Source organism: Haloarcula sp. MBLA0138, assembly GCF_055632455.1.
This window is the reverse complement of the sequence record NZ_CM145746.1, coordinates 224261-237455: the sequence shown is the minus strand read 5'-3', so window position 1 is coordinate 237455 and position 13195 is coordinate 224261. Positions and strand designations below refer to the sequence as shown.

Genomic DNA, 13195 nt, shown 5'->3' with positions numbered 1-13195 from the left:
CACCCCTCGCCAAACGTGGGTTGCGGTCCTTATTGTCGGGACTGTAATCGGGCTACTTTACCAGTACCGAGAACACGGCGAGTTCAGATTGTTTCATCCATTTGATTGAGTTTTTACTCAGTCCGTATCGAATCTCCTGAGAATACCACCCACAGAAGCCCCAAACCAGCTATCGCGTAAGAATACTGGAGAAGCAGACTCAGATTTGGACGACTTTGACCTACTGCCCGACTGATTCAGGCACCGTCTGTATCCACACTGTGAGTCGTTTCTGCTTCAACCGTTCCGTTCCGTAACATTTCGATGTGGAGGTTATAGCTGCCGTCATCCAGCGGGATATCCTCGTCGATAAACCAGTTGGACTGGTCCGTGTTCCCGGGCGAGATGGTGATTGGAGCGTACGGTGCAGCTGTACGTGAACGGCCATCGATTTCGAAGCGGACGGCATCGTACGTGAACGGTATGTCGCCGGTGTTCTCAGCGTCAAAGTCGACACCAGCGAGGTCGACATCGGCGTCAGTATAGGCTCGGTCCCATCCCGGTTCAACGTTCGATATCGAAATCTTCGCGCCTTCAAAAGACTTCGTGACGCTTCGAGTGTCCTCGTGGCCCGGCCGACTCACCTGAACCCGGACTTCCTTTTCGCCGCCAGTGGTCGCAGTGTACATCGGCGAGAACAGCGGCCCAGTAAGCTCGTGAGTGCTTTCTCCCGGCGGAGACGTGATACCCGAACTACCGACTTCGGTGCCGTTTACGAATATCGTGAGTCCAGCATCAGCGGATAGCCTCGCGTCGTTACTGACTGTCGCTGTGACGGTTTGTAGGGCTGGTCCATCCCACGTTGGGCTGATAGATTCGACAGTCGGCTGTGGTGTCGCAAACATTTCCGAGAACTGCGCTGCCTGCGTGGTCTCAGCCGATGAGATGGTGACATGGCCCGTGTACTGGCCGGGTTTGGAGACAGTCGGAGCGTTGAAACCACTGACCTCATACTGTAGCTCAACAGTTTCCCCAGCACGCACCCACTGGCCGACTCCAGCATCAGTCTCGGTGCCGTTGAATTCTACCGAAGATACCCGTGTCCGGGCAGGGAGATCTCCAGTGTTCTGAACTTCGACGACGACACTACTGAGCTCAGTACCGCTCCACGTTTCGGTCGCACCGACGATCTCGACTTTCGGCCCCTCAAAGGAGAGGCGTTCCTGTACCTGTGTCTCACCACCCTGTTGGACAATGAGCGTGTAGTTGCCGCCGCGTGGTTCACCCATGTACAGCGCGCCTTGTGTCTGGTTCGGCTCGATAGTCCCCTCGTTGATTACCTCGCCGGACGGCCCCTGCAACAGAACTGTCGAGAAGTCCGAAACGGAGTAATTGAACACGACCGCCGGTGAGTCGTCGACCATCTCGACGCGAGTGTCGGATACAGACGGGCCAGAGTCCATGAGGCCCTGACACCCTCCGAGGATAACGATGAGTACGACAATGCTTAGTGCTGTGTACCTCCGCGGTAACATATCAGACAGGTGCTAGTTCTATCGACGGGATAAGTAGTTTCGGGAAACACTCTCAGTGACGAACGGCAGCAGGAAACAGGTCGGTCGTGTGTAGCTCTTGAGTGTGAGAGGCAGTGTCCCTGAGACAGCATCCAACAACTGATAGGGGACTACGCACCTCAACCACCCCAAATCCTTTCTTTGCAGCCATTCTATACCCGGATATGGGGTTGAGTATGACGTTCGAACTCGCGACCGCCCTGTTCGGTATCGGGTTGGGCGTCCTCATCCATATCGGGATTCTGGTCAAACACCACCGTGACGGATACAGCATCCCGAAACTCATCAAGAAGGGCGAACTCATCGAACGCTAATCCTCGGTGAACGGATTCTTGACGTAGTCTTTGGAGAACAACGCGACTGTGAGAAGCATCACAATCCCCGCAATCGGGAACCCAGCGAGGTAGTCCACGGCCGCGATTTTCGTCGGCCCCTTCCACCACAGCGCGAGACCCGTCGTCATCATCGAACCGATGAGAATCAGCCGAAGCGCCCCGCCGATGCTAAACCACCACACATACTCCGGAAGCGTGTCGATGTCGTCAGAGCGCCACGCCACCAACAGAACCAGTGCTCCGGCGAACAGCGCCCCGTAGACTCGGAGAAGGCCGAACTCCGGCTCCGCGAGCGTGACCAGTACCGTCGCCGAAGTTCCGATGGCGATGAGTCCGATACCGTCAACGCGGGCCAGAAAATCCCAGATATTCCGCTCGGTGGCTGACTGAATGGCGAACAGGACCAGCACCAGCAAGCCAGTCAGCAGACCGGCGGCCGCCACGACGCCATCCTCGACGCCTGTTGCGTCTGCAGTGGTCTGTACGACTGCCGAAACGAGTCGAGGTAGTGATTCCATTTTAAGTTCCACCAGTAATGTCACGCTGCCGTCCGCATGCCGGACACCAGCCCGTTTCCGGTTCTGCCGCACAGCGCACGCACGCGACGAGCGCCGCCTCGGGTCGACTCACGCGACCAGCCTCCCGTCAGGCGTCTCGTCGATAGTCTCGGCGGCCAACATCTCCTCGACGAGGGTCGCGGCGTCGCTCTCGGTCAGGTCGTCAGTTTCGTCGACGACGGTCTCGATCACCGCGTCGCGGTCGGCCCCGTAGGACGGACCGCTCAGCTTCAGCTCCTCGACGACCTCGGTGACGACCGCCGTCGGCGCATCGGATGCGACGACCAGCCCACCGTCCTCACCGGTTTCGACCTCCACGTCCGGGCCGGTTTCCAGACCGAGTTCGCGCATCGACCGGCTCTTGAGCCGGGTCGCCCGCTCTACGTCGACCATCTCGACCGTCTCGGAGTGGCGCGCCTTCGCCGACGCCTCCGCCAGCCGGATGAGGTCCAGCAACGACCGTGGCGTTATCGGGATGACGCGGTCGTGTTCTCGCTCCCGAGAGACGAGTCGAGTCTTCACCTCAACGTACCACTCCCGGAGCGCGTCTTTCACCGTATCGTCCGCGAACGTGGGTGAGAGGTCACGACACGCCTGCAGGTACGCCCGAAGCGCACCCATATCGAGGTCACCGTCCACCTCGTCGCGGAGGCTCTCGGGCACGCGCTCGCCACGCTCTCGCCGAGTCGCCACGTCGCGCCCGTCGATGATGTGACCAGCGAGGTCGTCGATTTCGCCGCGGTCGGTTCGCTCCCGAAGGACCCAGATGAGGTCGAACCGGTCCAGCAGCGGCGAGATGATATTCGTCTGCCGAATAGGCGGGTCGTTATCGCGGAAGTGGCCGTCCGCCGGGTTGGCAGCCATCAGCATCGCGGTCTCGGCGTTCAGGACGGCACGCTCGCCGGCCTTCTCGACGGTCACCTTCCCCGATTCCATCGCCTCCAGCACGGCGTTCTGTTCGGCGTCCCCAGCACTGTCGAGTTCGTCGACGAACACCGCGCCACCCGAGCACTTCGGGATAGCACCAGCGGTGACCGTGAGGTCTCGGTCGGCGAAGCCGTCTTTGGTCATCGCGGCGGTGAGTCCGGCCGCGCTGGTGCCTTCGTTGCCCGAGGTCTTCTGAGCGCGTGGGCTGAGCGCCGTCAGTGCCTCTCCGAAGTCCGTCTTGCCAGTTCCGGGGTCGCCCAGTTGGAGTTGGTGGACGAGTCCGCGGTGGTTCGTCCCGTCGGCGTCCGGGGAATTGCCACGAACCAACTGCAGGATGAGGCTTTCCTTGATGTGGGAATCGCCGTGGTGGTTGGGCGCGACGGACTCGACGAGAATGTCCATCGGGTCGTGGATGTTGGCGAGGTCGTCGATAACGTCCCGATGTTCCTGTCGGTTCGCCTCCTGTCTGGCCGATTCCTCGACAACGATGTTCTCGGCGTCGAGTATCTTCGTCCCGACTGTCGACCCGTCGGGGTGAATCGCTTTGTACTCGGCGACAACTGTGACGACCTCTCCGGACTCGACGCCACGGCGAGCCAGCGCTCGGGTGAGGTGGGCATCGATAGTTTCGGTCCCCTCCTCAACCTGCTCTGGGAGCGGCTGCAGCCGGAGCGCTTGATAGTCGACGTACTCACAGAGCCGATTGACGAGTTTCCACGGGCCGCGCTTCTCACATCCCTCGCAGACGGTTGGCTCCCGGATTATCCCGTAGTCCTGTGGTATCCGGTGGAGCGTTCCACAGCGGTGACATTCGAAGGCTGCCTCGTCGAGCTTGGGGTCCACCGAGGAACGCTGCCGAATCTGTCCGCGGACGGCGATAGTCTCGCCGACCGTGTCAGCGTAATGGTCCCCGACATCGTAGACCTCGGTGTTGTGATGGTCGATGCCGGGCGTGGAGGTTGTCACCCGACCACCCCCGCGATAGCGTCGGCGAGTCCGTCGAGGGCGGTCATCGCTGCCTGTTGGTCGACTCCCGGGATGATGCCGGTCCAGAGTAACGCACCCAGCAGGACTGCCGAGAGACAGAGCGATACCAGCCCGTGCCGGGCAGTCGTCTGCCCGACGGCAACCGCCACGCCGAGGACGGTCTTGAGCTTGAATCCCCACCAGAGCCACAGGCCGGCCGTCATCAGCGTCCCGACACCGATGCCGAGCGTCGCCAGCCCGAACTGGTCCGCGAAGAACTCGACGCCCATCCGAAGCAGGTCGACCGGTGTCACGAGCATCGCGCCGCACCTCCGACTCGTCGAGAGGTCCCAGATTCGTGAGGTTTTCCTGCGACCGGCCAGCCGCGCAGTCGCGCGTCACATAATGCGCTCGCCCACACGGGGGGGTACTCCCGTCCAGTCAGGAGTTCCGCGCGCGCGAATAGTCTCGGCCGCGGCGGCGAAACCGGCGCGGGGACCCATCTCCGACGGTTCCGCCCCATGGACTCGTCATCGAAATCTGAGACGTTTCGGTGAGTCGTTGACGTCGACGAAGCCCCAGTCGGACCGGTGGGGTGGGCCGCCGGCTCGGTCACGCCGACGCACCTCCTGTGGCAACAGTCGCCTCAGCGTCAGCTTCCGACAGATAGACCTTCAGGTCGCCATGGATGGGCTTCGAGATTTTCGGCCACGAGATGGGAGGCCAAGTGAACTCCTGCTCGGTGTAGAGGACTGCCTCGCCGGTGTCGAGCTGGGACGCGATGTCGTCCTCCATCGGTACCGACTCGAAGCCCTTCGGTGCTGCGCCGCCGTGCGGGTTAGCGGTACCGTTCATCGCCACGCGCCAGCGAATCCGGTCGGTCCAGAGGTTGTGCAGGTGCTTGTCCTTGTGGCCGAAGAACAGGCCGATGATGCCGTTCTTCCGGAAGTCCTCGACGGCCGTCCCGGCGAGTTGGACTTTCTGGAGGGTCGCGTACTGGTCTTTCGAGACGCCCTCACGGGCGAGGCTGGCGACCTCGTCGCAGACCCACGTCGTCCAGTCGAACGGGCCACGTTCGACGAGCGATAGCGCCCAACCGAACCACCAGTGGTCGACCGGGTCGCCGTGTTGGAACTCGACGCCGTCGACGACCTTGTCCGACTCCTCGTAGACCCACTGACAGCCCCGCATCTCGGGGTCCGGGTAGACGACGTGGAACACGCCGTCCTGCAGGACGTTCAGGTTCAAGTCCATCACGTCAGAGTAGTGCGTGACCGTCCGGACGACATCCTCCAGCGGCACCTCTTTCCCCATCGAGTTGCGGTTCCCGCCCTTCTCGACGACGTACGCGGTAGCGTCGTATCCCTTCGGGAGACAGACGTGCGCGACCGGCGCGAACGGGAGCCACTCCGAGCGCGACCCTGTGGCCGCGCGCCACACGACGCGGGAGTTATTGACCTCCATGTCGATTTGCGCCGCTCGGAGTGCGAGCGTCGTCTTCCCGCTGTTTGGCGGACCGGTGGCGAACCACTCGACGCCGCCACTGGGTTGGGTCCGGCCGCCGTCCCACGTGTGGTCCCAGAACGCCGGGACGAGCCCTTCAGCGTCGAACTGGTCAGGGTCGAACTGCGGCATCCCGTGGAGTCGGCGGAGGTGGCGGCCGTCCGAGTGACGGCGGTCATCACCCGTCCACTGTGCGCTTCCGTAGTGCGGTGCCTCGAATCCGAGTTGTTGTGGGTCGTGAACAGACATTTACATCGTCCTCGTTCCGTAGTCGCCGCTGTCAGCGTCCTCGCGATGTTCGTCAGCCTCGTCGGTCCATCGTTCGACCGCGCGGTTGTACGAGGGGAGGAGGTACGTCGCGGCCCACAGCTCCCGCTCGCGGCTGTACTTCGCGTCGTCTTCCGTGAGGACGCGCTGTGCCGCTGGGCTGTCGTGAATCTTCCAGTCGAAATCCGGTTCGACCTTGTGTAACTCGCCGAGCGTCCCGTTGTCCAGCCGAGAGAGCCAGTCGTCGACGACAGTCATGTCCTCGAACCCGTCCAGCAGCGAGAGAAGGAGGTCGCTCTGTTTGCTGTAAAGGTCGTCCAGCGCCGGCCGCATCGCGAAGTACTGAGTCTCAGTCGCGTCCTCGACGCGCTCGTGCTCGTTCGTGTATTGCTGGACGTTCTTCCGGAGCGTTCGATAAGCGGCCCGAAACGCCGGCCGGACGTACTTCGCCGCGAGTTGCCGCCGCTCTGTCTCCGCGGTGTGCTGGTCGACTGGGTCCTCGCTCCACTCACGCCGGTTCGCCGTCGTGATGAGGACCGACAGCGGGACCGGCTTCGAACAAACCTCGACGAACCAGCCGTCAGGGACACGTCCGAGAGACCAGAACTGCATCTGATGGAGCGAGAGGATGAGGTCGCGTCGGTCGGTGTACCCCTCGACAGTCCAGCGCTGGAGCCACTGTCGCTGGTCCTCGTTCAATTTGTCCAGTGCCGGAGTGACCGCCGACACCTCGGTATCTGCGTCCGGGTCCTCGATGCGGTCACGCGCGTCATCGAGGAGGTCGTCCAGCGACGACCGGCCAGACTCCGATGCCATCAGTCGTCACCACCCGCAGACGCGGCCTCTCCTCGGTCGTTACGGTCGACCGCTGGGTCGTCATCCGAGAGGACAGTGTCGAAGGGTTTGCTCTCCCGATTGTGGGCTTCGTTGATGACTCCCTCCTCGCGGAGGTTCTGCATCCACTCCTCGACGTTGTACTGCTTATTCTCGCTCTCGATGAGCTTCCGCAGCACCTCGTCGATAGTGCCGAATCGGCGGACGTTCAGGTCCGTGTACCATGCAGTCACCCACGCTTTACGCGCCTGTCCGGGCGCGACCCACGACTGGGCTTTCCCCTCGATGGGTTCGGCGAACGTCAGCACGAACGGGAGGCAGGCCAGTGGCCCCCACTGCCACGCGCCGACGAAATCAGCAGCGGCAACCGACGCTATCGCCGGTACGCCGACCATCGCCGCGAGTTGGACGTACTGCTCTGTCCCCATCTCTCCCGGCAGCACGCGGAACTTCCCGGGGTCGAGGTCGTCATCCAGCAGGTTGCCCGCATCGTCACGCGGTGGCTGGTAAGTCCGCCACGGCCACGCGAAGATGACCCGCGACGGGAGGTGTTCAACCAGCGCCGGCGCGTCTTGGTCGACGACGATGACCTTGTCGTAGTCGCCGATGCAGTTCCATTCCGCCTCTCGGTTGTCGATGTTCAGCCGGGCGTAACACCCCTTGTACCGCGCCCACATCGACAGGAGTCCGGTTGAGTACAGCACCGGCTCGCCGTCCTCGTCGAAGACCACATCGTAGCCTTCGATTTCGATATCCCCCGAATCCAGTATCTCGCTCTTGTCGTCGAGCGGGCTGGTCGCGGTCTCCGGGTCCATCCGGATGAAGCCCCACGTCTCGACGGCGTCCTCGTCGTCTTCGAGCTGCATCACGGCGACGACGTAGGCGATAAACAGCGAGAACACAACCGGGAAGTGAGCGGTCAGCGAAGCCAGCGCGTAGTAGCCCGTGAAGTACGCCCCCACCGCGGCGACGAACCCCAGCGCTATCCACGTCCCAGCGCCTCGACCAGTGCCTGCGAGTGCCTTGCGGCGGAACTTCGGGACGTAGTTGTAGGACAAGCCTGAGAGTACCAGCGTCGGCAGTACGACCCAGATGAGGATGTACTCGTTCAGGTCGCCGCGGCTGCTGATGTCTGGGGCAGCCTGCGCTGTCGGGATAGACTTGTGTGCGAACGTCCAGCGGAGCGTCTGGCTGCCGATGTCCAACAGCATGGTCACCCGTTCGGCATCGTCGTAGTGGCCCCGCAGCGGGATTTCGCTATGTCGGCGCATCCCCGACTGGAACGTCACCTCCTGCTGGCCGACCGCCGTGACGTTCGCGTATCGTTGCGTGATGACCGTCCCGTTGTCCGTCTCGACCTGCCGACTGTCGGGGTGCCAGTAGACCTTCGTGAGACTGTATGTCCGGTTCTGGCCGTCGAACGGGAACGACCCGTACAGACGGACCCGGTTGCGCTGCACGGTCGTCGTCGGAGTGATGAACTCCTGCGCACCGCGGGAGCCGTAGGTACCAGTCCCACGCGGCGGATAGCGGACCAACCAAAGCGCTTCCATCTCTCCGGCAACCCGGAGCGAGGGGTAGCGCGTGTCCGTCACCTCACCCTGCTTTTGGAGGTCGCTCAGGGTCCAGTTCTGCCCCGACTCGTCGGCTTGTTGACCGGCAGCCATCGGCACTGCGAGGATACTGGCGACGAGCAACGCCGCAACGACCCACGTGGCGAGTCGGGCCGTCATCAGTTGTTCCCTCCCCGAAGGCGGCCTGCACCACTCCGGACGCGATTCGCCCCCGCAGCGACGATCTGGATGGGGCGCGGCCCCTGTCCCTTGATGTAGGTCTTGTAGAGGTAGTACGCCAGCAGACCCACACCGACGAGGCCCGCGAGCGGTGCAATCTGCTGGACGCCCGCCCCGAGCGACTGCGACAACACGTGCCCACTCGCCCAGTCGACGATATAGAGGATGATAAGCGCCACAGCCACCCCGGGTAGCGTCCCCGTCGGGACACCCGACGGCAGCGTGATGAACTCGAAGCGGCGCACGAGAACCGCCAGTGCCAGCAGGAGTACGACGCCGACGACGAGCGGGACCGGTATCCCCTCATCGGGCGCGGCTGCCGGCCCCATCGAGATTTGCGGGAACCCGCCTGCGCCACCGGACGACGACGCTGACGTGTTCTCCTCTCGGAACTGCAGCGTCTCGTCGTTGTCGTCGTCCGTGAGTGTGACTGGGCTGTTCGCCGTCCCCGAATCGCGGACGACCTCGCTGGTCTTGGAGTAGAGGACGTACTTCTGGTCCGTATCGGCGTCGAGATACGTGAACTCGACCTCGTCGCCGATAGAGTCGCCGGGAGCGATCTCGATTGTCGGCTCAGACCCATCAGGTGCGTCAGGTACGGAGACAAGCACCTCACCGTTGATTGGTGTAGCGACCACCGGCACGGTCGAGAGTTGGAACTCGTAGCCTGCATCGTCGGGTGGTAGATAGAGACGCTGCGTCCCGTTGGCCTGTACTTCGGCGTGTTCGCCGTCTTCGCCGGGCCACGGCTCATCGTAGGCGTAATGGATTCGCTCTGCCCCCCGCGGGACTCGGATGTACGAATCGCCTGCCCAGTCGGTGAGGCGGACACGCGAGTCCAGCGTCGACGAGCGGACGCTCGGCTCGACGACCGCCACCGAACCGTTGTTGACGCGCGCCATCGACGCGTTCGCCCGCACCGCGACGGAGTCGCCAGCGTCGACCGCGCCGAGTTCGACGGTCAACGTGGTGTTGTCGAGACCGTACTTCGACGGGGCGACATCGGACCACGCGCCGCCGTTGGTCCGCTGTTCGAGGTCACGAACCTCGAAGACGTTGCGCTCGAACGGAATCGTCAGGTTCGCCGACGGTCGGTCGCCGGCGAAAGACTTCGAGACGTTGTAGCGGGACGTGAGCTGTTCGGCGGTGTACGTGACTACCTGCTGGTCCTGCACTTCGTGACGATAGGTCAGTTCGGCCTGCGTCGCCGGCGCGTCCGCAGGCTGCTGGGCGAGCCGGAGTGTCACATTGTTCTCGCCTTCGCGGACCCACGCCGCGTCGGTCCCGAGCGAGACCGTCTCACCGTCGCCGAGTCGTCCAAGAGATGCTGTCCGGTTCCCGTTGACGAACAACTCGATGTCTTCGGTCTCGGTGCGCTCGGTGTAGGTAACCCGCGCGGTCGTGACTGTGTCAGCGTTCGTCGAAATGGTGACGCCGTCGGTCTGTCGGTCGAGACTCGGGAGCTCCGCGGTCGTCGTCTCGCCGGGCGCGAGAACACCGGTGTAGCCGGCCTCAGTTGTCCCGTCCCCATCTACGTCGACGGCCGGGTCCTCAGTGTGATAGGTACCATCCGCCGACACGGAGTAGTCGACGGTCCCCGAAGTTAGTGAGGTCGTGAGGGTGTTGTCGCCCTTCGTCAGCGCCTCCGCGTCAACAGTGACCGACTCTCCCTCCGGGATAATGCCCGCGTGTGCGACCTCGTTCGTTCCGTCGCCGTCCACGTCAAGCGCCGGGTCCTCCGTTGCCGTCCGCTCAGTCATCGAGATGTCGAGGTCGACGGGCTCACCGCTGACGGCGACTGTCGCCGTGTGCGACCCGGGAGCGAGAGTGCCGACGGTCGCCGTGTGGGTCTGCCCGGACGTGAGGACGCCGTCGTAAGAGGCGTCCGTCGACCCGTCGCCATCTATGTCGACGGCCGGGTCCTCCGTTGCTGTGCGCTCGTCGAACGAGAGGTCAAGGTCGACCTTGTGCCGCGAGGTCGTCGCTGTTGCTGTGGTACTGCCCAGCGGCACGTCGACGGACTGCGTCGCTGTCTCGCCGTCTCGTAGTATCCCGTTGTAAGAGGCGTCGGTCGACCCATCGCCGTCCACATCGATGCTCGGGTCCTCGGTTGCGACCCGGTCAGTCTTAGTGAGCGAGACATCGAACGTCCCGGCTCCAGAGGTCGACAGCGACGAGTCGCCAGCCGGTATCGAGAGGCCTGCCGAGTGCGAGTTTCCGTCTGACAGGCCTGTGACCGTCGTCGAGTCCGTTGACGAAGAGACCGTCAGCGAGTCCGGTTGGGAGACGAGTTCGACCCAGCCGGCAGCTGTTCTGGAGTATTGCGACCGCTTCGCATACCGGATATCGTCGAATCCCGTGTCCATCCGCGTGCTGACGTATCCAAAGTCACTGGAGCTGTCAGACACGAAAGCAACAGTAGCGGTACTTCCAGAGGGCTGGTATGGAGATATCTCGAATGTTTGCCAACCAACCTCAGGGTCGGGGTTAATCGTCCCAACGTGAGTTCCTTCAGCATGGGTTTTATCAGCACCCTCACTAATCAGATAGACATCAATGTCCGATGCATCGTCGGGGTATGGCCCCTCGACGTAAGTTCGGACATGAGTTATCGTCGACGGCGGGTCCCGAATCTCAAACTCGGTCCCATCACCGCTATCTCGGAAAAGCTTGTCCGTATCGTCATTTGTACCGAACTGGCTGACGTTCGAGGTCTGCGCGGTTACCGTGACCTCCGGGTCCCCGTTCGCGGGGCCGGTCGGGTCGATGTTGCCGCCGTTCTGAATCGAGAGAGAGTCGCCGCCCGAGACGCCCGACCACGACTGGTCATCCTGTGAGTGATAGACCATACCGGAGAAGGTTACCTGTCCGTTCGTCGGCGGGCGGTTCCCAGCAGCGTCGTAATCAATAGTCTCGCCCGACGATGGGACTGTCGCCGACACGGTCCGCGAGGTCGTCGTCGACTCGCCGGAGAACGTCACCTCGGCCCCAGAAGCTGGGACGTTCCCGTCGACATCGTAGTCGAAGGACTCGCCGTCGGCGAGGTTCGACCCAGTGTAGGTCGCTCCAGTCGTTTCTTCGACGCCGGAAAACGTGACCGATTCGTTGACTGGGTCGACGTTGCCCGGGACAGTAACCGACATGGCCGTCCCGTGGTTATGTCCCGTCGCGCTCGCGGACCACGGTACGGTCTTGGTCTGCCCCTCGAAGACGATCTCCGGCTCGTCGCTGGGTGACGGACCGGTCGGGACGAGGTTCCCTGCCACCGATAGCGGCAGCGTGTCGCCGTTCGCCAGCGCTCCGGCACTTTCTGTGTCGGTCTGCGTGTTCAGTACGCCGGTCGTCTCGATTTGGTACTCCGCGACCGCGTCCGTGTCGCCGACGCTGTAGGCTGCTCTGAAATTGTCCGTCGCCGGCGACGCAGTTATCTGGACCTCGCCGGTGAAGGTCACGCCGTTCTCCGAGAATTCCGGCACTTCGAAGACCAGATAGCCGTTCTCGTAGGTCACGTCCCGCGTCCACGTCGACCCACTGGAGTGGACGCCACGGACCTGCTCAGGCGTGTAGCCCAGCGCGTCCTGTACCGCGCCCGCGGGGAGAGCGACCCGTCGGCCAGCGTGGTGCCTATCGTCGGACAGGATGAGCGCGAGGTCACCCGCGCCGATGATGTTGCTGTCCGACTCGACCAGCGTTTCCGCTCTGTCCGGCGTCGTGACTGTCACGCCCGTCGTCGAGGCGTTGCTGGCGGCGTAGACGTTGCCGCGGAGCGATTCGGCGGGGATGGCTGGTGCCTCTCCCTCGGGCACATCGACCGCGATGTTGCTGTCGGGAACGGCGGCCATCCCGGCGGGACCGGCGTCCGTTTGTGCGCTGACGGTGCCGGTGGGAATCCCCGAGAGCACGGCCAGCGCGACCAGTAGCGCTGTGAGTATCCTGTGGTTCATCGTACTGAAATATCGAAGTGCCCGACGGGCTGGGGTCAGGCCCCCGCGAGCGGGTCGTAGTCGAGCCGGCGGTTCCGTAGCGGGCAACAAGCGTCACCAGCACGACCGCGATGACGATGAGGCCCAGTTGCCACGGCTCAAGCGGTATGTAGCCGGTTATCTGGAAGTACGCCAGTATCCCGAGGAGGAGTTCCCCAGTCAGCGCTGGCGCAGCCTTGATCAGCGGGGCGATTTCGGCACCGGTCATCGCCAGTTCGCGGCCGATGGTAACCATGATGGACGTGACGATGACCGCCAGCGACCCGAACGCGCCGGCGATGCCACCGGTGGTCGTCCGCGCTCGCTCGCCGACCCGCTCGACGAGGTCAACCCGATCATCGGCCTCCTCGCGCTCTTCGAACGTCCAGAGCGCGAGCGCGCCAACGCCAGCCAGCCCGAGGAGCGTGGTGAGAACCGACACGGACAGCAGTCCGGTCAGCATCTCTAGCGCCACGAGCCGTCACCTCCCGTCGCCGG

10 protein-coding genes are annotated in these 13195 nt (G+C 63.3%); 2 read left to right on the top strand and 8 right to left on the bottom strand.

Annotated features, from left to right (window positions below; genetic code table 11):
• Window positions 1-236: 236 nt before the first annotated feature.
• Window positions 237-1403: a hypothetical protein gene (locus ACV7JO_RS01255; protein WP_470354527.1), complete on the bottom strand. Its 1167-nt coding sequence runs from the start codon at window positions 1401-1403 to the stop codon at window positions 237-239.
• A 326-nt stretch (window positions 1404-1729) separates the two neighbouring features.
• On the opposite strand from ACV7JO_RS01255, the gene ACV7JO_RS01250 reads away from it, so the two are divergent.
• The gene (locus tag ACV7JO_RS01250; RefSeq protein ID WP_470354526.1) at window positions 1730-1867 is read left to right on the top strand and encodes a hypothetical protein; all 138 of its coding nucleotides are present in this window, start codon (window positions 1730-1732) and stop codon (window positions 1865-1867) included.
• Here ACV7JO_RS01250 and ACV7JO_RS01245 read toward each other — a convergent pair.
• The 7 genes from ACV7JO_RS01245 to ACV7JO_RS01215 form a co-directional block, all read right to left on the bottom strand.
• Entirely contained in the window at window positions 1864-2406 is a 543-nt protein-coding gene (locus ACV7JO_RS01245) for a hypothetical protein (protein ID WP_470354525.1), read from the bottom strand. The two genes, ACV7JO_RS01250 and ACV7JO_RS01245, sit on opposite strands and share 4 nt — an antisense overlap.
• Window positions 2407-2514: 108 nt before the next feature.
• The gene (locus tag ACV7JO_RS01240) at window positions 2515-4338 is read right to left on the bottom strand and encodes an ATP-binding protein (protein ID WP_470354524.1); all 1824 of its coding nucleotides are present in this window, start codon (window positions 4336-4338) and stop codon (window positions 2515-2517) included.
• Window positions 4335-4658 (bottom strand): hypothetical protein, encoded by a 324-nt coding sequence (locus ACV7JO_RS01235; protein ID WP_470354523.1) that lies wholly within the window; start codon window positions 4656-4658, stop codon window positions 4335-4337. The genes ACV7JO_RS01240 and ACV7JO_RS01235 overlap by 4 nt, the downstream gene beginning before the upstream one ends.
• 292 nt (window positions 4659-4950) lie before the next feature.
• Window positions 4951-6090: an ATP-binding protein gene (locus ACV7JO_RS01230; RefSeq protein WP_470354522.1), complete on the bottom strand. Its 1140-nt coding sequence runs from the start codon at window positions 6088-6090 to the stop codon at window positions 4951-4953.
• Window positions 6091-6924: a hypothetical protein gene (locus ACV7JO_RS01225; RefSeq protein ID WP_470354521.1), complete on the bottom strand. Its 834-nt coding sequence runs from the start codon at window positions 6922-6924 to the stop codon at window positions 6091-6093.
• Window positions 6924-8675, bottom strand: coding sequence for a hypothetical protein (locus ACV7JO_RS01220; RefSeq protein WP_470354520.1), 1752 nt, complete (start codon window positions 8673-8675; stop codon window positions 6924-6926). The genes ACV7JO_RS01225 and ACV7JO_RS01220 overlap by 1 nt, the downstream gene beginning before the upstream one ends.
• Window positions 8675-12679, bottom strand: a complete 4005-nt coding sequence (locus tag ACV7JO_RS01215) for an RHS repeat domain-containing protein (RefSeq protein WP_470354519.1) — start codon at window positions 12677-12679, stop codon at window positions 8675-8677. The genes ACV7JO_RS01220 and ACV7JO_RS01215 overlap by 1 nt, the downstream gene beginning before the upstream one ends.
• Here ACV7JO_RS01215 and ACV7JO_RS01210 point away from each other — a divergent pair.
• Window positions 12660-13166: a hypothetical protein gene (locus tag ACV7JO_RS01210; RefSeq protein WP_470354518.1), complete on the top strand. Its 507-nt coding sequence runs from the start codon at window positions 12660-12662 to the stop codon at window positions 13164-13166. The two genes, ACV7JO_RS01215 and ACV7JO_RS01210, sit on opposite strands and share 20 nt — an antisense overlap.
• The last annotated feature ends 29 nt before the right edge of the window (window positions 13167-13195 follow it).